Raw genomic sequence first — 20,081 nt, forward strand, 5'->3', positions numbered from 1 at the left:
TGCTGGTCGTCACGTGTGCTCGTGGTCACCTAGTCGTGGTCGCTCGGGCGGTCGTTCGGTCGTGCGTTCCGCGTTCGCTCCGGTCGCGTCGGTCGCCCGCGCCGGGGCGCGGTCACTTCAGGAAGTCGGGGACGTCGAGGTCGTCGTCCTCGTCGAAGACGACGGGGCGGCGGCGCTGGCCGGTGGCCGGGCCGCCCTCGCTCTCCCCCGCGTGCACCCGCGACGGGGACGGCTCGGCGGACGGCCGCGGCGCGGGCGGACGGGCGCCGTCGTCGCCGTCGGACCCCGCGCCGGGCGCGGCGTCGCGCTCGGGCTGGGACGGCTGCGCGGGCTGCGCCTCGGCGCGCGCCGGCTCCTCGCGGGGCGCCGGGGCGGGCCGCGGCGCGGGCCGCTCGTCGGCGGGCGGCGCCGGCGGGGCGGGCGCCTGCGGGCGCTGCTCGGGCTCGGGCCGGGGCCCGGGGGCCTGCGGCGCGGCGGCGGCCTGCGCGACGGACTGGACGGGCTGGGCGGGCTCGGCGCGCCCGACCCGGCTCGGGATCGGGTTGGCCGGGGACGCGGGCGCCGCCGGGGCGGCGGGCGGCGGCGGGGTCGGCCGCGGCGGCGGCGGGAGCCGCTTGGTCTCGGGTTCCGGGGCCGGCTTGCTAGGACGGCCCTCGTCAAAACCCGCCGCGATCACCGTGACCCGGACCTCGTCGCCGAGCGCGTCGTCGATGACCGCGCCGAAGATGATGTTGGCGTCGGGCGCGGCGGCGTTGGAGACGAGCTGCGCCGCCTCGTTGATCTCGAACAGGCCGAGGTCGGAGCCGCCGGAGATGGACAGCAGCACGCCGTGGGCGCCGTCGATGCTGGCCTCCAGTAGCGGGCTGGAGATCGCCATCTCGGCGGCGGCGACCGAGCGGTCGTCGCCGCGCGCCGAGCCGATGCCCATCAGCGCGGAGCCGGCCCCGGACATGACCGACTTGACGTCGGCGAAGTCGAGGTTGATCAGGCCGGGCGTGGTGATCAGGTCGGTGATGCCCTGGACACCGGACAGCAGCACCTGGTCGGCGGCCTTGAACGCGTCGAGCACGCTGACCTGCCGGTCGCTGATCGACAGCAGCCGGTCGTTGGGGATCACGATGAGGGTGTCGACCTCGTCGCGCAGCGTCTCTATGCCGGCCTCCGCCTGCATCGCGCGGCGCTTGCCCTCGAAGCTGAACGGGCGGGTGACGACGCCTATGGTGAGGGCGCCGAGGGAGCGGGCGATGTTGGCGACGACGGGCGCGCCGCCGGTGCCGGTGCCACCTCCCTCGCCCGCGGTGACGAAGACCATGTCGGCGCCCTTGAGCACCTCCTCGATCTCCTCGCGGTGGTCCTCGGCGGCCTTGCGGCCCACGTCCGGGTTGGCCCCGGCGCCGAGCCCGCGGGTGAGCTCGCGGCCCACGTCGAGCTTCACGTCGGCGTCACTCATCAGCAGCGCCTGGGCGTCCGTGTTGATCGCGATGAACTCGACGCCCTTGAGTCCCTCTTCGATCATCCGGTTGACGGCGTTGACGCCGCCGCCGCCGATTCCGACGACCTTGATGACCGCGAGGTAATTCTGCGGTGCTGCCACGACGAGGGGCCTTTCCGCTCGCTCTATCCGACCGGCCGGACCGGTCTGCCGACCAGTGCCGCTGCGGTGTTTCCTGACCTGTGTACGTTCCTGGGCGGGCCGCGGGGCGGTACGGGACCGACCCTCAACCCTCACCCTCAACTTGAGGCTTACAGTTATGTCAACCTGAGGACTGATACGGACAGTAGGGCGGCCTTACCGCCAGGGTCAACTAACCTCCCCCGAACTGCCTCGGCGTGTCGCGAGAGCACCAGTTGCCCTGGTTGGCGAAGGAGATCTCCCCCGCGGCGCCGCTTCCCCCGACCACCGGGCCGCTCCGGACCCGCCCGACCGTTCCAGCGTGCCCCATCGGGCGGCCGGAATCCCCGCGACACACGCACCGGTCCCCACTCGGTCGCCGCGTCACCGGGTGGTGACGACCTCGGGCGAGCTCACGTCGATCGTCCGCGCGCCGCGCCCGCCCGCGCCGCGCCGCAGCGCGTCGATCAGGCGGACCTTCTCGTCGGCCCGCTCGGGCGCGCCCCACACCACGGTCAGCCCGCCCGACAGCCGGAGCGTCACCGACTGCGGCGTGGCCGCCTCGACCTCGCCGAGCCGGCCGCGCAGCCGCCCGGGCAGCTCCACCACCACCCGCAGCGCCGCGAGCGTCGCCGGATCGGACGGTCCGGGCGCGGCGGCCGTCAGCGCGGGCATCCCCGGCGGCGGGGCCGCCCCGTCGGCGACGGTGACGCCGTTGCGGTCGAGCTGGTAGAACCGGCCGCCGCGCTCGACCGTGACGATCGGGACGCGCTCGCGGACGACGATCCGCACCGTTCCCGGCCAGTGCCGTTCGATCCTGGCGGACTCGACCTCGCGCAGCGCCTGCACCCGCCCGCGCGCCGCGCCGGTGCCGAGCCGCGCCATCGGGCGGCCGAGCCTGATCCCGGACGCGGCGACCACGCGGTCGCGCGGCGCGAGCTTCGTCCCGGTCACCTCCACGTGCCGGACGACCAGCAGCCGCGACCCGAGCAGCACCCACGCGCAGGCCGCGAGCACCGCCACGACCAGCAGGGCGACGAAGGCCACCTTCCACCGGCCGGGCCCGCGGCGTCCCGCGCGGGCGCCTCCGCCCCGTCCTCTGCGGCCCTTCCCGCCGCCCCCGGCGTCCGGACCGCCCGCGCCGGTCGTGCCGTCGCCGGGGCCGGGCGCGGGTTCGCCGGTGCCGGTACGGCTCGTCCCCGCCTTGCTCATGGGTCCAGCTTGGCAGTGATCGGCCCGGGAGCGCAGCGCCCACGCCCGGCGCGCTCCATCACGCCGAGCCGAGGCGCTCCAGGATCATCGGGCCGAGCCGGGTCACGTCGCCCGCGCCGAGCGTGATCACCACGTCGCCCGGACGGGCGAGCCCGGCGACGAGCGCGGGAACCTCGTCCCAGCCGGGGGCGTAGACGGCACGCGTTCCCTCCGGGACGGCCGCCGACACCAGCTCGCCGGTGACGCCGGGCTCCGGGTCCTCGCGCGCGCCGTAGACGTCCAGCACCACGGCGACGTCGGCGAGCCCGAGCGCCGCGCCGAACTCGGCGGCGAAGAACCGGGTGCGGCTGTAGAGGTGCGGCTGGAACACCGCGACGATGCGGCCCGGCGCGCCCTCCCCGGCGCGCTCGCCGACGTAGTCGCGGGTGGCCTCCAGGTCGGCGGTCAGCTCGGTCGGGTGGTGGGCGTAGCTGTCGAACACCTCGACGCCGCCCGCCTCGCCCTTGCGCTCCAGGCGCCGCATCGCGCCGCCGAACGAGGCGAGCCCGTCCCGTACGGCTCCGGCGTCGACGCCGAGGGCCAGCGCCACCGCGACCACGGCCGCGGCGTTCAGCGCGTTGTGCCGCCCGGGGACGCCCAGCTCCACGTCGAGCCCGCCGTCCGCGCCGTCCGCGTCCTCGACGCCCTCGATCCGGAAGCGCGAGCCGAGCCCCCGCGGGGTGAACCCGGTCACGCGCAGGTCGGCGCCCTCGGTCGCCCCGTACGTGCGGACGGCCAGCCCGCGGCCGCGCGCGAGGTCGGCCAGCTCCATCGCGACCGGGTCGTCGGCGCCCGCCACGAGCGTGCCGCCCGGCTCGATCCGTTCGACGAACCTCGCGAAGTTCTCCTTGACCATCTCGAAGCCGCCGTAGTTGTCGAGGTGGTCGGCCTCCACGTTGGTCACCACCGCGATGTGCGGGGTGTACATCAGGAACGACCCGTCGCTCTCGTCGGCCTCGGCCACGAACGCGTCGCCCGAGCCCTCGTCGGCGCCGAGCCCGGTCGTGACGAGCTGCCCGCCGATGCAGTAGGACGGGTCGGCGCCCGCGTGCTGGAGCGCGACGGTCAGCATCGACGTCGTCGTGGTCTTGCCGTGCGTCCCGGCGACCGCGACGGCCCTGCGCCCCGCCATCAGCGACGCCAGCGCCGCCGAGCGGTGCAGGACGCGCAGCCCGCGCGCCCGCGCCTCGACCAGCTCGGGGTTGGACTCGCGGATCGCCGTGGACACCACCACCGTGTCGGCGTCGCCCAGGTAGCTCGCGTCGTGCCCGACGTACACCTTGGCGCCGAGGTCGCCGAGCTGGCCGAGCAGCTCGGAGTCGCGCGCGTCGCTGCCGGACACGGCGATGCCGCGCCGGAGCATGACGCGGGCGATGCCGGACATGCCGGCGCCGCCGATCGCGATGAAGTGGACCCGGCCGAGCTCCCCCGCCGGGACGACGTCCCCGGGCGTGACCAGGCTCATCGTCCGCCGCTCGCGGAGTTGACGACCTCGTACACCATCCGGGCGAGGGCGACGTCGGCGTCGCGCTTGCCCATCCGGCCCGCCGCCTCCGACATGTGCGCGACCCGGGACGGGTCGGCGAGGACGGGCAGCAGGTTCTGCCCGATCCAGTCGGGGCTCAGCTCGGCGTCGTCGACCAGCAGCCCGCCGCCTCCCTGGACGATCGGCTCGGCGTTCAGCCGCTGCTCGCCGTTGCCGATCGGGAGCGGCACGTACACCGCCGGGAGCGCGACCGCGGCCAGCTCCGCGCAGGTCATCGCGCCCGCGCGGCACATCGCCATGTCGGCCGCCGCGTACGCCAGGTCCATCCGGTCGCAGTAGGGGATCGTGACGTACTGCGGGCCGCCCTGGACCGGCTCGGGCTCCTCGGTGTTCTTCGGGCCGACGATGTGGAGCACCTGGATCCCGGCCTGCCGGAACCACGGCGCCGCCGCGACCGCCGCGCGGTTGAGCGAGCGGGCGCCCTGCGAGCCGCCGAAGATCAGCAGCGTGGGCAGGTCGGGCAGCAGCCCGAAGTAGGACCGGGCCTTGTCGCCCATCGCGAGCCGGTCGAGCGCGGCGACCTCCCGCCGCAGCGGGATGCCGACGAACGTCGCGTTCGGCAGCGGCGAGTCGGGGTGCGAGACCGCGACGTGGTCGGTGAACCGGGCGCCGAGCTTGTTGGCCAGGCCCGGCTTCGGGTTGGCCTCGTGCACGATGATCGGCACCTTGCGCTTGCGCGCGGCGAGGTAGCCGGGCGTCGCCACGTACCCGCCGAAGCCGACCAGGATGTCGGCCCGCGCCTGGTCGAGCACCGACGCCGCCGCGTTGATCGCCCCGCGCAGCCGGCCCGGCACCGACAGCAGCTGGGGGGTCAGCGTGCGCGGGAGCGGCACGGGCGGGATCAGGGCGAGTTCGTAGCCGCGCTGCGGGACCAGGCGGGTCTCCAGCCCGCGCTCGGTGCCGAGGCACGTGATCCCCACGTTCGGATCGTTGCGGCGCAGCGCGTCGGCGAGGGCCAGTGCGGGCTCGATGTGTCCGGCGGTGCCGCCGCCGGCCAGGACAACCCTCATGCTCCTTGACAACTCCTCAGCGTGTTCGTGGTGGCGGTGCCGTGCAGCCCGCTTCCCGTGCCGCGCCGGCCGGCGGGGGACGGGCGCCCGGCCCCGGGGCACCCCGGTGCGGGGTTCAGCGCCGTGCCAGGCCCAGCCAGCTTAGAGCCCTCGGGACCGGTCCGGGACCCCGTGCGGCGAGCGCCTGGCGCGCGCCGGGCTCCCGCTTGGCGAACGCCAGCATCATGCCGAGGGCGATCAGCGTCGGGATCAGCGCCGAGCCGCCGTACGACACCAGCGGCAGCGGGATCCCTGTGATCGGGAGCACACGGATCACCGCGCCGATGTTGACGACGGCCTGCACCACCAGCCAGGCCGTGGTGCCGGCGGCGGCGAGCCGGGTGAACGGATCCTTGACGCGGCGGGCGATGCGCAGCCCCGCGTACGCCAGCACGCCGAACAGCCCGAGCACGACGAGCGTCCCGACGAGGCCGAGCTCCTCGCCGACGATCGCGAAGATGAAGTCGGTCTCGGCGTGCGGGAGGTAGTCCCACTTCGCCCGCCCCTCCCCCAGGCCCGTGCCGAACAGGCCGCCGGAGGCGACCGCGAACAGGCCCTGGGTGCCCTGGTAGTTGGTGGTGAGCTGGTCGCCGGCCGGGTCGAGGAAGCCGGTGAGGCGCTGCATCCGGTACGGCTCGACGAGGATCAGGATGGACACCAGCAGGCCGACCAGGCCGATGATGCCGACGAACAGCCGGCCGGGCGCGCCGACCACCCACAGCAGCGCCAGGAAGATCGTCAGCAGGACGAGGGTGGTGCCGAGGTCGTTGCCGAGCATCACCAGCAGGACCAGCAGGCCCGCGCCGGGCAGCAGCGGCATCAGCAGCGGCCGCCACTCGGTGAGCTGCCCGAGGCGCTCCTTGCGGGCCAGCAGGTCGGCGCCCCACAGCACGAGGCCGAGCTTGGCGGGCTCGGACGGCTGGAGCTGGAGCGGCCCGAAGCTGATCCAGCGGGTCGCGCCGCCCGCCGAACGGCCGAGGCCGGGCACCAGCACCAGGACGAGCGCGACGATCGACAGCAGCAGCAGCGGGTAGGCGAGGGCCCGGAACGTCTTGACCGGCAGCCGGGACGCCAGCCACATGCCGGGCAGGCCGATCGCCATCCACATGGCCTGCTTCTGGAACAGCGCGTACGCCGAGCCGGTCTCCTGGAGCTGCTTCACGCTGGACGCCGACAGCACCATGGTCAGCCCGAGCGCGAGCAGCATCACCGACGTGCCGAGCACCAGGTAGTACGAGGTGAGCGGGCGGTCGAGCAGCCCGATCGCGGCGGCCGTCTGCTCGCGCCAGGCGGGCCTGCGCTCCTCGGGGTCCTCCGCCGGCACGGCGGTCACGGGCGCGCCCGGGGCTCCGGGTCCGGCGCGAGCCGCCGGACGGCCGCGATGAACGCGTCGCCGCGCGCCGGGTAGTTGGCGAACATGTCGAAGGAGGCCCCCACGGGGGCGAGCAGCACGGTGTCGCCCGGCCGGGCGAGCGCGGCGGCTTCGGTCACGACGCGGTCCATCGCCCCAGTGTCGGTGTCCGGAACGTCCACGACCGGGACATCCGGCGCGTGTCGCGCGAGCGCCTCGGCGATCCGGCGCCGGTCGCGGCCCATCAGGACGGCGCCGCGCAGCCGGGGCGCGCAGGACGCCACGAGGTCGTCGACGTCCAGGCCCTTGAGCAGGCCGCCCGCGATCCACACGATCGGCTCGTACGCGGCGAGGGACGCGGCGGCGGCGTGCGGCTGCGTCGCCTTGGAGTCGTTGACGTAGGCGACCCCGCCGATGTCGGCGACGTGCTGGATCCGGTGCGGGTCGGGCACGAAGGACCGCAGGCCCTCCCTGACCGCCTCCGGCGGCACGCCGAACGCGCGGGCGAGCCCGGCGGCGGCGAGGGCGTTGGCGACGTTGTGCGGGGCGAACGGCCGCACGTCGTCCAGCGCGGCCAGCTCGGCGGCCTCGCGCGCCGGGTCGGCGGTGAACGCCCGGTCGACCAGGAGCTCCTCGACCACGCCGATCTGCCCCGGCGCAGGAACGCCCAGCGTGAACCCGGCGGCCCGTTCGGCGGGGGCCGCGAGCGCGGCGGCGGCCGGGTCGTCGTCGTTGCGGACGGCGATGGTGGACGGCGCGAAGATCTTGCCCTTGGCGGCGGTGTACGCCTCCATGGAGCCGTGCCAGTCGAGGTGGTCGGGCGCGATGTTGAGCACGGTCGCCGCGTACGGCGCGAGCCCGCTCGACCAGTGGAGCTGGTAGCTGGACAGCTCCACGGCGAGCACGTCGTACGGGTCGGCGACCGCCTCCACGATCGGCGTGCCGACGTTGCCGACGGCGAGGGCCCGGTGCCCGGCGGCGGTCAGCATGGACGCCAGCATCCGCACGACGGTGGTCTTGCCGTCGGTGCCGGTGATCGCCAGCCACGGCGCGGCGTCGCGCGGACGGAGCCGCCAGGCCAGCTCGACCTCGCCGATGATCTCGATCCCGGCGCCGGCCGCCGCCGCGAGCAGCGGCACGTCGGGCCGCCAGCCCGGGGAGGTGACGACCAGGTCCGTCCCCTCCGGGAGGGTCTCGCCGTCGCCGAGCCGCACGGCGACCCCGCGCGCCTCCAGTTCGGCGGCGTGGCCGCGCCGCGCCTCGTCGTCGCCGCCGTCCACGATCGTCACGCGCGCGCCGCGGCCCGCGAGCGCGCGCGCCGCGGCCCGCCCGGACACGCCGAGCCCCGCCACGCAGACCGGAAGGCCCTCCCACCGGGTCACCTGCCGAACACCGCCACTTCCCGCACGCCCTCACTCCTCGCACACCCGCGCCTCGCGCGGACCGTCACTTCGCGCGCCCCGTCACGTCGCGCGCGGCGTCACTTCTTCGGCATCCATTCGAGGTAGAACAGGCCGAGGCCGATCGCCACGAACAGCGCCGACATCAGCCAGAACCGCACGACGATCGTGGTCTCGGCCCAGCCGGACAGCTCGAAATGGTGCTGCAACGGCGCCATCTTGAACACGCGTTTCTTGGTCAGCTTGAACCCGCCCACCTGGATGATCACCGACAGCGTGATCATCACGATCAGGCCGGCGAGGATCGCCAGCAGGAACTGGGTGCGGGTCAGGATGGCGAGGCCGACCAGCACGCCGCCGAGGGCCAGCGAGCCGGTGTCGCCCATGAAGATCTTGGCCGGGGGGCGTTCCACCACAGGAAGCCGAACACGCCGCCGAGCACCGCCGCCGCGACGACGGCGAGGTCGAGGGGGTCGCGGACGCTGTAGCAGCCGGGGCCGAGGCCGGCGTCGTAGCAGCTGTTGCGCAGCTGCCAGTTGCCGATGATCACGTACGCGGCGAGCACCATGCCCGCCGGGCCCGCGGCCAGGCCGTCCAGCCCGTCGGTCAGGTTCACGCCGTTGGACATCGCCGCGATGAGCAGCAGCGCCCACACCACGAACAGGTACGGGCCGATCGAGGGGCCGAAGTCGCGCAGGAACGACAGGTGGGGGTCGGCGGGGGTGACGTCGTAGCCGTTGGGGAAGTTCAGCGAGGCGATCGCGAAGATCACGCCGACCAGCACGATCCCGATCATCTTGGCGCCGCTGCGCAGGCCGAGGCTGCGCTGCTTGAACACCTTGATGTAGTCGTCGACGAACCCGACGAACCCGAGCCCGGTCATCAGGAACAGCACCAGGATGCCCGACACCGTCGGCACGTTGCCGGTGAACAGGTGCGCCGCCGCGTAGCCGACGAGCGACCCGACGATGAACACCGTGCCGCCCATCGTGGGCGTCCCGCGCTTGTTGAGGTGGGCCTCGGGGCCCTCCTCGCGGATCATCTGGCCGTACCCGAGCCGGTTGACGACGCGGATCCAGAACGGCGTCCCCACCATCACGAAGATCAGCGCCACGCCGGCGGCGATGATGATGTTGGTCATGCGCCCGCACCGCCCGTGGACGGCGCGCCGGCCTCCAGCAGGCCGGCCGCGGCCCGCTCCAGCCCGGCGACGCGAGAGCCCTTCACCAGTACGACGTCCCGCGGTCTCAGCCGCTCCCTGAGCACGGTCACCGCCGCGCCGACGTCATCCACCTGTACGCACTCTCCCGTCCATGACCCCACCTGCCCGGCCCCTTCGGCCATCGCCGCCGCGTTCGCGCCGACCACCACGAGGCCGGCGAACCCGCCGCGCGCGACATGCTCCCCGATCTTGGCATGTTCCGCCGCGGCGGAGGCACCGAGCTCGGCCATCTCCCCCAGCACCGCGTACGCGCGGCGGCCGCGGGCCATGTGCAGCACCACGTCCAGCGCGGCCCGCATCGAATCGGGGTTGGCGTTGTAGGCGTCGTTGACGACGGTCACGCCGTCGGGCCGCTCGGTGACCTCCATCCGCCACCTGCTGGCCGGCCGGGCCTCCGACAGCGCCGCGGCGACGTCGGCGGCGTCCAGCCCCGCGGCGCGCGCCGCCGCGGCGGCGGCCAGGGCGTTGGCGACGGCGTGCGAGCCGTGCAGCCGCAGCGCCACCGGGGCCGACGCCTCCGGCGTGACCAGCGTGAACGAGGCGCGGCCCGCGTCGTCCAGCCGCTCGTCGACGGCCCGTACGGTCGCGTCGGGCCCCCGGCCGAACGTCACGACCGGCGCCGCCGTGCGCGCCGCCATGGCCCGCACGCGCGGGTCGTCGGCGTTGAGCACGGCGGTGCCGCCGGGGTCCAGCGCCTCGACCATCTCGCCCTTCGCGCGGGCCACCATCTCCTGGCCGCCGAACTCGCCGATGTGGGCGGTGCCGACGTTCAGCACCACGCCGACGTCGGGCCGGGCGATCCCGGTGAGGTAGGCGATGTGACCGACGCCACGCGCGCCCATCTCCAGCACCAGGTACCGGGTGCCCTCGTCGGCGCGCAGGACGGTCAGCGGCAGGCCGATCTCGTTGTTGAACGACCCGGCCGGCGCGACCGTCGGCCCGGCCCGGCTCACGACCTGCGCGATGAGGTCCTTGGTGGAGGTCTTGCCCGCCGAGCCGGTGACCGCGATCACCGTGGTGTCCGGGAGCCGCCCGAGCACGCCGCGCGCGAGCCGTCCGAGGCCCTCCTGGGCGTCGCCGACGACCACGGCCGGCCCGGCGCCGCCGTCCAGGGGACGCTGCGCGAGCACCCCCGCGGCGCCGGACGCGAGCGCGGCGCCCGCGAAGTCGTGCCCGTCGGCGTGCTCGCCGCGCAGCGCGACGAACAGCGCGCCCGGCTCCACCGCTCGGGAGTCGATGACCACGGGCCCGGTCACCTCGGCGTCCGGACGGCCCCCCTCCAGGGTGCCTCCGGTGAGCTCCGCGATCGTCGACAGCGGAAGTGGGATCACGCCTGCGTCCCGTCCCCTCTCAGATTGCGCGCGCCGCGCCGTGCGCCGCGCAGCGCCTCGCGGACGACCTCGCGGTCGTCGAACGCGAGGACTTCGCCCGCCACGTACTGCCCCTGCTCGTGCCCCTTGCCCGCGACGACGACCACGTCGCCGCGGCGGGCCCGGCCGACCGCCATCTCGATGGCGGCGGCGCGGTCGGGCTCCACCACGATGTGCGCGCGCTCCCGCTGCGGCACCTTGAGCCCGCCCTCGACCATAGCGGCGAGGATCGTCAGGGGGTCTTCGGACCGGGGGTTGTCGTTGGTGAAGTACGCCATGTCGGCGAGCCGCGCCGCCGCCTCGCCCATCAGCGGGCGCTTGCCGCGATCGCGGTCGCCGCCGCAGCCGATGACGATCGCCAGCCGGCCCTCGGTGACGGGACGCAGCGCCTCCAGCACCGCCTCGACCGCGCCGGGCTTGTGCGAGTAGTCGACCAGCGTGACGAACTCCTGGCCCTCGTCGACCCGTTCCAGGCGGCCGGGGACGCCCGGCAGCGACGCGACGCCGTGCACCGCGGTCGGCAGCGGGATGCCCGCCTCGACCAGCGCGACGATCGCCGCCAGCGCGTTGGCCACGTTGAACGGCCCGGTCAGCCGGACGGCCGCGTCGGCCTCGATCCCGCCGGGCCCGACGACGCGGAACACGCTCCCGTCGGCGCCCACGCGCACGTCCTCGGCCCGCCAGTCGGCCGCCGGGTCGCCGGTCGCCGAGAACGTCGTCGTCGGGATCGTGGCGACCTCCAGCAGCTCGCGGCCGAAGTGGTCGTCGAGGTTGACCACGCCGACGCGGCTGTAGTCCGGCGTGAACAGCCGGGCCTTCGCCATGAAGTAGTCGTGCATGGTCGGGTGGTAGTCGAGGTGGTCCTGCGACAGGTTCGTGAAGATCGCCACGTCGTAGTGGGCGCCGCCGACCCGGCCCTGCTCCAGCGCGTGGCTGGACACCTCCATCGCGCCCGCGCCGATGCCCTGCTCCCGCATCATCGCGAAGATCGCGTGCAGGTCGGTGGCCTCGGGCGTGGTCAGCGAGCTCGGCAGCCGCCGGTCGCCGATGCGCATCTCGACGGTGCCGACCACGCCGGTGTCGATCCCGGCGGCGCGCAGCCCCGCCTCCAGCAGGTAGACGGTGGTGGTCTTGCCGCTGGTGCCGGTGACGCCGATCAGGGTCAGGTCGCGGGCGGGCTCGCCGTACACCCAGGCCGCGGCGTCGCCGAGCCGCTTGCGCGGGTCCTTGACCACCAGGACGGGCAGGCCGGTCGCGGCGGACGGGTCGTAGCCGTCGACGTCGGTGAGGACCGCCACCGCGCCGTTCGCGGCCGCCTGCTCGGAGAAGCGCGCGCCGTGCGTGCGGGTGCCGGGCAGCGCCGCGTACAGGTCGCCGGGCTCCACCGCGCGCGAGTCGTGCGTGATGCCGGTCACCGCGACGCCCTCGAACGCGCCCCCCGGCTCCCCGGGCCCGCCGGGCCGGTCCGTTCCGATGCCGAGGAGCGCCGCGAGCCCGCTCAGCGGACGGGCCGGATTCGTCGTCGGGCGCATGGCGTGTCTTTCGGTACGTACGGAACGGGACTGGTGGGACACCGAAGCTGGACTCACGGCGAGAGAGGGTACTCGCTGCGGTCAGCCTCCGGCGCGGATCTTGACGATCGGCGGTTTGCTCCCCGTCGGCGGGATCTTCCGGGTCTGGAGGGCGAAGCTCATCACGTCCTGGAAGACGGGAGCCGCCGCATCGCCACCATAGTGGCTGCCCCGCTTGGGGCCTGGAGGACGACCTGGACGACGAGCTGCGGGTCGTCGGCGGGCGCGAACCCGGTGAACGAGGCGGTGAAGCCCCCGCCCCGGTAGCATCCGCAGCGCGGGTTGACGATCTCGGCCGTCCCGGTCTTGCCCGCCACCCGGTACCCCGGGATCTGGGCCTTCGGCGCGGTGCCCTCCTTGGTGGTGACGCCCTCCAGCATGTCGCGGATCTGGCGGGCCGTCTCGGCGCTGACGACCTGCCTGCGCTCGGGCGCGGCCGACGGCGTGAACGACCCGTCCTCCCCGGTCGTGCCGGAGATCAGGTTGGGGGCGACGCGCACGCCGCCGTTGGCGATGGTGGCGTAGACGCTCGCCATCTGCAGCGCGTTGACCGAAACGGTCTGGCCGAACGCGATCGGGTAGCGGTCGGTGCCGGACCACTTCGACGGCGGCGAGAGCTGCCCCGCCGTCTCGGCGGGCAGCCCCACCCCGGTGCGCTCGCCGAAGCCGAAGTCGCGCAGGAACGAGTACAGCGTGTTCTGGTCGATCCGCTCGCTCGCCATGATGGTGCCGACGTTGCTGGAGGTGGCGAGCACCCCCGCGAACGTCAGCCTCTCGACCGGGTGCGGGTGCGAGTCGTGGAACACCCGGTCGTACCGCCTGATCCGGTCGGGCACGGTGAACGGCGTGTCGGGCCGCACCCCGCCCTTCTCCATCACGGCGGCGGCGGTCACGACCTTGCCCGTGCTGCCCGGCTCGTACGCCTCCTGGACCAGGGGGCTGCCCCAGGCCGACGAGCGGGACTTGGCGTAGTTGTTGGGGTCGTAGCCGGGCGCGGACGCCATCGCGAGGAGCTGGCCGTTGCGCGGGTCCATCACCACGACGCTGCCGCTGCGCGCGCCGGACGCCTTGACCTGCTTCTCGATGGCCTGCTGCGCCTTGAACTGGATGTCGCGCATCAGCGTCAGCCGCAGCCCGCGTCCGGGCACGGGCGGGCGCTTCTGGTCCTCGCCCATGGGGATGTGCTGGCCCTCCGGGCTGATCTCCACCTGCTGGGAGCCGTCCCGGCCGGCGAGCCTGCCGTTCATGGACGACTCCAGGCCGGCGGCGCCCTGCCCCGCTCGGTTCACGAAACCTATGACGCCCGCGGCGAGCGAGTCGTTGGGGTACTGCCGCCGGTATTCGGGCAGCGTCCCGATCCCGAGGAACTTCCACGACAGCACCAGCCGCGCCTGCTCGGGCCGCACGCCGTGCGCGAGGTAGACGAACCGGCTGCCGGGCGTGCTGATCTGCTTCATCACCTGCGCGGGGTCGAGGCCGAGCGTCGGCGCGAGCGCGCTGACGATCGCCTGCCGCCTATCGGGCTTGATGATGTACGGGTCGGCGAAGATCGCGCGGGCCTCGACCGTCATCGCGAGCGGGTTGCCCTGCGCGTCGGAGATGTCGCCGCGCACGGCGGGCAGCGTGATCTTCTGGAGCCGCTGCTTCATCGCCTGCTCGGTGTACTTGCCCGACTCGATCGTCTGGAGCTGGACGAGCCGTCCGGCGAACAGCGACAGCACGAACGCGACGACGAGCAGCCCGACGTTGAGCCGCTTCATCGGGTCGCGGCGGTGGAACGGGATGCGCGGGCGCGGCCCGCGCGGCGGCGGGCGGCGCCCCGGGCCGCCGGTGCGCGGGCGGCGCGGCCCCTCGCCGCCGGGACGGGTCGCGCTCTTGTCCCTCCCCGCGCGCGCACGCGAGGGGAGCGTCGTGCCCGGCCCGGACCGTCCCGCCGCGCTCTTGCCCTGCGCATTTTTGCCCGCGGCGCTCTTGGGGGCAGTGCTCTTGGGGAGGCGTTCTTCGCCGGCGCGCCCGCGGCCGGGGTGCCGCTCTCCTTGCCCGCGTCCTTGCCGGCGCCGTCCTTGCTCTTGCCGGACGTGCCTCCGCCGCTCTTGCGGGCGGGGGCACCGTGCCGTTGCGGCCCGGCCGCCGGGAGGCGCTGCCGCCCGGCGGCCGAGGGGGTTACCCGTGTGACGCCCGGACGCGCGCGCCGCGCCCGGGCCGCTCTTCTCCTCCGGCCCCGCCGTGCCCCGGGGCCCCCGCCCCTGGGAGCCGCGGTTGCCGCCCGGCGCCGGTCCGCCGGGCCCGCGCCCGGGACGCTTGGTCACCGCTCACCCCGTTCGGCCCCGATCACGGCGTACCGCTCCCCGTTCCGGTGCCGGTGCCGTTCGGCTGGGGCGCCCGGCCGCCCGGGGCGGTGGGCGGGACGCCGTCGCCGGGCACGACCGTGCCGGGGATGCCGACGACGCCCGCCGCGCCCGCCGACGCGGCGGCGGCCTGCGGGACGGGCCGGACGCGCCCGCCGGTGGTCTGTCCCGTGAGGCTGTCGATGAACGCGAGGCCCTCTCCGGGCCGCATGCCCTGCGCCCTGGCCCTGCGCGCCAGGTTGCCCGGGGACTCCTCCCTGGCGATCTGCTCCTGCAACGCCTGCCGCTGCTGCCCGAGCAGCTTGTTGCTCTGCTGGAGCCTGGTCAGGGTGAACGCGTCCTCGGCGAGGACGGTGTTGAGCAGCAGGAGGCTGACCAGCGCGCCGCCGAGCAGCCCGAGGATGAGCAGCACGAACGGAGCGCGCGGCGCCGGCCGCGACCCGCGCCGCGCCGCGCGCGGCTCGGCCGGGCCCGCCTTGGCCTGCTTCTTCGCGGGCGCGGCGGACTTGGCCGGCTTGCCCGGCTTGGCCGCGGTCTTCGTCTCGGCGGACGCCGCCTTGCCCGCCGGCTTGCCCGGTGCCGCCTTGGCGGGCGCCGCGGACGCGGACCTGGCCGCCTTGGCCGCCGGCTTCGGGCGCGAGGCGCCCGGCGGGCGCGCCGCGGCCCTGCCGGACGCGGGCGGGCGTTCGGTCTTGCCCGTCTTGTCGGCCGTCCTCTTCTTCGCGGCCTTCTTGACGCCGTTCTTCGCGCCGTCCTTCGCGTCGGCCTTGGCGGGGCCGGCGGCGGACCGCCCGGCCGGCTTCCCGGCGGGCCCGGAGGCGCTCTCGGCGTCCCCGGCCTCCGGCTCGCGGTCCGGGCGGGACCGGCGCGGCTTCGGCGGGTGCGGTGGCGGGGATCCCGGCGGACGCCTGCTCGTCGTGGTCATGTCGCCTCCCGGACCCGTTCGGCGGCGCGCAGCCGCACCGACCCGGCCCGTGGGTTGGTCGTGGTCTCCTCGTCGTCCGGCAGCTCGGCCCCGCGCGTCAGCAGCCGGAACCTCGGCTGGTGATCGGGCAGCGGGACGGGCAGCTCGGGCGGGGTGGTGTCGGCGGTGTGCTCGGCGAGGACGCGCTTGGTGATGCGGTCCTCCAGGGAGTGGTAGCTGAGCACCACGACCCGCCCGCCGACGGGCAGCGCGTCGAGGGCGGCGGGCAGGGCCCGGCGCCAGGTGTCCAGCTCGCCGTTCACCTCGATGCGCAGCGCCTGGAACGTCCGCTTGGCCGGGTTGCCGCCGGTGCGGCGGGTCGCGGCCGGGATCGAGGTGCGCACCAGGTCGGCGAGCCGCTTGGTGGAGTCGAGCGGGGCGCGGTCGCGCTCGCGGACGATCGCCGAGGCGATCCGCTGCGCGAACCGCTCCTCGCCGTACTCGCGGAGGATGCGGGCGAGCTCGGCGGGCGGGTAGCCGTTGACCACCTCGGCCGCGGTGAGGCCCTGGGTGCGGTCCATCCGCATGTCGAGCGGGGCGTCGTAGGAGTAGGCGAAGCCGCGTTCGGCCTCGTCGAGCTGCGGGGACGAGACGCCCAGGTCGAACAGCACGGCGTCGGCGGCGGGGACGCGCAGGCGGCGCAGCACGCCGGGCAGCTCGTCGTAGACGGCGTGCTCCAGCGTGACCCGGTCGCCGAACGGCGCGAGCCGCCGGGCGGACCGCTCCAGCGCGGTCGTGTCGCGGTCAAGGCCGATGAGCCGCAGGGCGGGGTGGGCGCGGAGCATCGCCTCGGCGTGCCCGCCCATCCCGAGGGTGCCGTCGACGTACACCGGCGCGCGGCCGGCGTCCTCCGGAACGGCGCGCACCGCCGGCGCGAGCAGTTCCAGGACGCGACCGAGCATGACCGGTACGTGACCGGCCTCGGCCGCGTGGTCGCCCACGTCCATGTTCACCCCCTTGTGCCACCTCGCTCGCGGACTGTGTGGCATCGCCGTCCGGACCGTCCCGCAACCCCCGGCGGGGCCTCGCCCGGCCAGGTCCCCATCCGCTGCCCTTGAGGAAGATCACCGCGTGACCGCGGGGGAGTCGCCGTCTGGCACCGGGGAAGCTGCGCCAGTCTGGCTAGGAGAGCGGCTGGAGACCTGGCCGAACGTGGGCCAGTGCCGGTCATCGGACCGACGTTGTGGATCAGCTCAGAGAATCCCTGGCAACACCTCCCCCGAGACGTCCGAGAACGCCTCCTCTTCCTGTTCGAGGTAGTCCTCCCAGGCGGGCGTGTCCCAGATCTCCAGGCGCGTGTTGGCCCCGATGACCGTGCAGTCGCGCCGCAGCCCGGCGTACTTGCGCAGGGGCGGCGGGATGGTCACGCGGCCCTGCTTGTCGGGGACCTCGTCGGAGGCGCTGGCGAAGAAGACGCGGCTGTAGGCGCGCACCGCCTTCTCGGTGACCGGCGCGGCACGCAGAGCCTCGGTGATGCGCTGGAACTCCGCCATGGGGAAGACGTACAGGCAGCGCTCCTGGCCCTTCGTGATCACCAATCCCCCCGACAGCTCCTCGCGGTACTTCGCCGGCAGGAACAGCCGTCCCTTGTCGTCGAGACGCGGCGAATGGGTGCCGAGGAACACCGGCCCCACCTCCCGCGCCGCATGGGGCGCTACTGCTCCCCACGGCGCCCCACTCTACTCCACTCTTCCCCACCGTCAACAACGAAAACATGCTTCGCGCGTCGAGATCGTTCGTAAAGCCGCAGGTCACAGGGGGTGGTGCGGAGTGGGGCGGGCGGGGGGCGCCCCGGCGGCGCGGTCCCGGCGGGCGCGGCCGCACCGCTCCGCGAGCGGTGACCGAACGCCCGCGGCGGGGCTCCGCGGGGGCCTTCCGGGCGGCCGTCCGGAGGCGCGGTGGAGGGAAGTGGCGGGCCCGGCGGGGCCGAGGCGGTGATCCCGGTGGAGCACAATGGGCTCCCGTTCATCGTGAACATCGCGGCGGCCCGCGCGACGACGTACTGTCGGTTCAGCGGGCGCGCAAGCGCCGCGCCGGCCCGCCGGAACGGGCCCCGCGGGCGGAACGGGCCGCGGGGCGCGGGTCCCCGGACGGGCCGGTCAGCAGACACCACGCGGCCGGAAGGCTGAGGAGGGTTGCCGGTGGCAGTAGGCACGCACGGAGAGTCGTTCATGGAGGCCGCCGGCTCCCCCGGGCCCGGTGCGGGCCCGGCCTCGGTCTCGACGGGCTCGCGCAGGTCGCCACCAAGATCCGGGACGCGGTCGAGTCGGTGATCGAGGGCAAGCCCGCCGTGGTCCGGCTCGCGCTGACCGTGCTGCTGGCGGAGGGGCACCTGCTGATCGAGGACGTCCCCGGCGTCGGCAAGACGATGCTCGCCAAGGCGCTGGCCCGCTCGGTCGACTGCTCGGTGCGGCGGGTGCAGTTCACCCCCGACCTGCTCCCGAGCGACATCACCGGGGTCAGCGCCTACAACCAGGAGGCGCGCGAGTTCGAGTTCAAGCCCGGCCCGGTGTTCGCCAACATCGTGGTCGGCGACGAGATCAACCGCGCCTCCCCGAAGACGCAGTCGGCCCTGCTGGAGTGCATGGAGGAGCGCCAGGTCACGGTCGACGGCACCACGTACGGGCTGGAGCGGCCGTTCATGGTGATCTCCACACAGAACCCGGTGGAGATGGAGGGGACCTATCCCCTGCCGGAGGCGCAGCGCGACCGGTTCACCGCCCGGATCTCGATGGGCTACCCCGACCCGGCCGCCGAGCTGGAGATGCTCGACGTGCACGGGCAGTCGTCCCCGCTCGACCGGCTGAGCCCCGTCGCGCACGCGGCCGACGTCCGCGAGCTGATCGAGGTCGTCCGGCGCCAGCACGTGTCGGCGGCCGTCCGGCAGTACGCGATCGACCTGGTGACCGCGACCCGCACCCATCCCGAGCTGCGGCTCGGCGCGTCCCCCGCGCGACGCTGCACCTGGTGCGGGCGGCGCGGGCGTACGCGGCGCTGGACGAGCGCGACTACGTGCTGCCCGACGACGTCCAGGACCTGGCCGTGCCCGTCCTCGCGCACCGGCTGCTCCCGACGGCCGAGGCGCAGGTCGAACGGCGCCGCCCCGAGCACGTGGTCGCCGAGCTGGTGAGCCGGCTGCCGGTGCCGTCCGCCCGCGCGCAGGCCGCCCCCTCGTCCCCCAGGTCCCCAGGAAGTGAACGTTGAGAAGAGCGCTGGCCGGACTGACCACGCGCGGGAGGTCGTTCGTCGCGGCGGGGGCGACCGCCATCGTCTGCGCGTTCGCCCTCGGCGAGCGTGACCTGCTGCGCGCGGGCGTCCTCGTCCTCGTGCTGCCGCTGCTGTGCACCCTCGCGGTGTCGCGGACGCGGTACCGGCTCGCGTGCGCGCGCAAGCTGGAGCCGTCCCGGCTGGCGGTCGGCCACGAGGCGCGCGCCGACCTGAGGCTGGAGAACGTGTCGCGGCTGCCGAGCGGGCTGCTGATGGTCGAGGACCAGGTCCCGTACACGCTCGGCGGGCGGGCCCGGTTCGTGCTGGACCGGATCGAGCCGCGCGGGTCGCGCGAGCTGAGCTACCGGATCCGGTCCGACGTGCGCGGGCGCTACCGGGTGGGGCCGCTGGTCGTACGGCTCGCCGACCCGTTCGGGATGGTGGAGCTGGTCCGCTCGTTCAGCCTGGCCGACACGCTGACGGTGACGCCCGCGATCGTGGCGCTGCCGCCCGAACGGCTGGCGGGCGCGTGGACGGGCGGCGGCGACAGCCTCGCCCGCACGGTCGCGACGGCGGGCGAGGACGACGTGGCGCCGCGCGAGTACCGGCACGGCGACGACCTGCGGCGCGTGCACTGGCGGTCGACCGCGCGGTACGGCGAGCTGATGGTGCGGCGCGAGGAGCAGCACTGGCAGAGCAGCGGGACGCTGTTCCTCGACGCCCGCCGCGTCGCGCACTGGGGCGACGGGCCCGGCGGGTCGTTCGAGCAGGCGGTGTCGGTGACCGCGTCGGTGGGCGTGCACCTCGGGCGGGCCGGGATGGGCCTGCGGTACGTGACGGACGAGGGTGAGGCGCTGCCGCCTTCGGTGTCGTTCGAGAGCGCCTTCGAGGGCCTGCTGCTCGACGCGCTCGCGGTGGCGCGGACGTCGCGGGGCCACACGCTGACGCCCGGCCTCGCGGCGCTGCGCGGCAGGCTCGGGCGGGGCCGCGACGGCGACGGGCTGGTCGTCGCGGTGTTCGGGCGCTGAAGCCGGACGAGGCGCGCGCGGTCGCGGCGGCGCGGCAGGGCACCGCGACGTGCGTCGCGATCCTCGTCGACCCCGACCACGCGGGCCGTCCCGCCGCGCCCGCGCCGCAGGGCGGGGCGGACGGCCCGGTGTCGGGCAGCGAGCGGGCGGCGCGGCTGCTGC

13 protein-coding genes and 2 pseudogenes are annotated in these 20,081 nt (G+C 74.9%); 2 read left to right on the forward strand and 13 right to left on the reverse strand.

All coding sequences use genetic code 11. The features are described 5' to 3' along the window. Positions 1 to 112: 112 nt before the first annotated feature. From ftsZ to mraZ, 13 genes and pseudogenes are all read right to left on the reverse strand, one after another. Positions 113 to 1,594 (reverse strand): cell division protein FtsZ, encoded by a 1,482-nt coding sequence (gene ftsZ / locus GEV43_RS00850; protein ID WP_160819074.1) that lies wholly within the window; start codon positions 1,592 to 1,594, stop codon positions 113 to 115. 402 nt (positions 1,595 to 1,996) lie between these two features. Then, positions 1,997 to 2,824, reverse strand: coding sequence for a cell division protein FtsQ/DivIB (locus GEV43_RS00855; RefSeq protein ID WP_194252512.1), 828 nt, complete (start codon positions 2,822 to 2,824; stop codon positions 1,997 to 1,999). A 58-nt stretch (positions 2,825 to 2,882) separates the two neighbouring features. Further along, the gene (gene murC, locus GEV43_RS00860) at positions 2,883 to 4,328 is read right to left on the reverse strand and encodes a UDP-N-acetylmuramate--L-alanine ligase (RefSeq protein ID WP_160819075.1); all 1,446 of its coding nucleotides are present in this window, start codon (positions 4,326 to 4,328) and stop codon (positions 2,883 to 2,885) included. Next, positions 4,325 to 5,419 carry an undecaprenyldiphospho-muramoylpentapeptide beta-N-acetylglucosaminyltransferase gene (murG, locus tag GEV43_RS00865; RefSeq protein WP_160819076.1) on the reverse strand — a complete coding sequence of 365 codons (1,095 nt, stop codon included), beginning with the start codon at positions 5,417 to 5,419 and terminating at the stop codon, positions 4,325 to 4,327. Before murG ends, murC begins: the two co-directional genes overlap by 4 nt. A gap of 115 nt (positions 5,420 to 5,534) precedes the next feature. Next, positions 5,535 to 6,791: a putative lipid II flippase FtsW gene (ftsW, locus tag GEV43_RS00870; RefSeq protein WP_160819077.1), complete on the reverse strand. Its 1,257-nt coding sequence runs from the start codon at positions 6,789 to 6,791 to the stop codon at positions 5,535 to 5,537. Beyond that, entirely contained in the window at positions 6,788 to 8,191 is a 1,404-nt protein-coding gene (murD, locus tag GEV43_RS00875) for a UDP-N-acetylmuramoyl-L-alanine--D-glutamate ligase (protein WP_160819078.1), read from the reverse strand. The genes ftsW and murD overlap by 4 nt, the downstream gene beginning before the upstream one ends. 98 nt (positions 8,192 to 8,289) lie before the next feature. After that, positions 8,290 to 9,350 (reverse strand): annotated as a pseudogene (gene mraY / locus GEV43_RS00880) (phospho-N-acetylmuramoyl-pentapeptide-transferase). Next, a complete protein-coding gene (murF, locus tag GEV43_RS00885; RefSeq protein ID WP_160819079.1) occupies positions 9,347 to 10,762 on the reverse strand; it encodes a UDP-N-acetylmuramoyl-tripeptide--D-alanyl-D-alanine ligase in 1,416 nt (471 codons plus the stop codon). Before murF ends, mraY begins: the two are co-directional and overlap by 4 nt. Further along, positions 10,759 to 12,333, reverse strand: coding sequence for a UDP-N-acetylmuramoyl-L-alanyl-D-glutamate--2,6-diaminopimelate ligase (locus GEV43_RS00890; RefSeq protein ID WP_160819080.1), 1,575 nt, complete (start codon positions 12,331 to 12,333; stop codon positions 10,759 to 10,761). Before GEV43_RS00890 ends, murF begins: the two co-directional genes overlap by 4 nt. 161 nt (positions 12,334 to 12,494) lie before the next feature. After that, complete coding sequence (locus GEV43_RS00895) at positions 12,495 to 14,132, reverse strand: penicillin-binding protein 2 (RefSeq protein WP_241682722.1); 1,638 nt, start codon at positions 14,130 to 14,132, stop codon at positions 12,495 to 12,497. A gap of 571 nt (positions 14,133 to 14,703) precedes the next feature. After that, positions 14,704 to 15,645 (reverse strand): hypothetical protein, encoded by a 942-nt coding sequence (locus tag GEV43_RS47115; RefSeq protein WP_175249955.1) that lies wholly within the window; start codon positions 15,643 to 15,645, stop codon positions 14,704 to 14,706. Then, positions 15,642 to 16,631: a 16S rRNA (cytosine(1402)-N(4))-methyltransferase RsmH gene (gene rsmH, locus GEV43_RS00905; RefSeq protein WP_160819081.1), complete on the reverse strand. Its 990-nt coding sequence runs from the start codon at positions 16,629 to 16,631 to the stop codon at positions 15,642 to 15,644. The genes GEV43_RS47115 and rsmH overlap by 4 nt, the downstream gene beginning before the upstream one ends. A 246-nt stretch (positions 16,632 to 16,877) precedes the next feature. Further along, positions 16,878 to 17,309 carry a division/cell wall cluster transcriptional repressor MraZ gene (gene mraZ, locus GEV43_RS00910; RefSeq protein WP_160819082.1) on the reverse strand — a complete coding sequence of 144 codons (432 nt, stop codon included), beginning with the start codon at positions 17,307 to 17,309 and terminating at the stop codon, positions 16,878 to 16,880. Between the two features lie 623 nt (positions 17,310 to 17,932). Here mraZ and GEV43_RS00915 point away from each other — a divergent pair. Then, a pseudogene (locus GEV43_RS00915) lies at positions 17,933 to 18,888 on the forward strand (AAA family ATPase). Then, a complete protein-coding gene (locus GEV43_RS00920; RefSeq protein WP_241682723.1) occupies positions 18,885 to 19,919 on the forward strand; it encodes a DUF58 domain-containing protein in 1,035 nt (344 codons plus the stop codon). Before GEV43_RS00915 ends, GEV43_RS00920 begins: the two are co-directional and overlap by 4 nt. The last annotated feature ends 162 nt before the right edge of the window (positions 19,920 to 20,081 follow it).

Source organism: Actinomadura sp. J1-007, assembly GCF_009793335.1.
Classification (GTDB): domain Bacteria; phylum Actinomycetota; class Actinomycetes; order Streptosporangiales; family Streptosporangiaceae; genus Spirillospora; species Spirillospora yumaensis.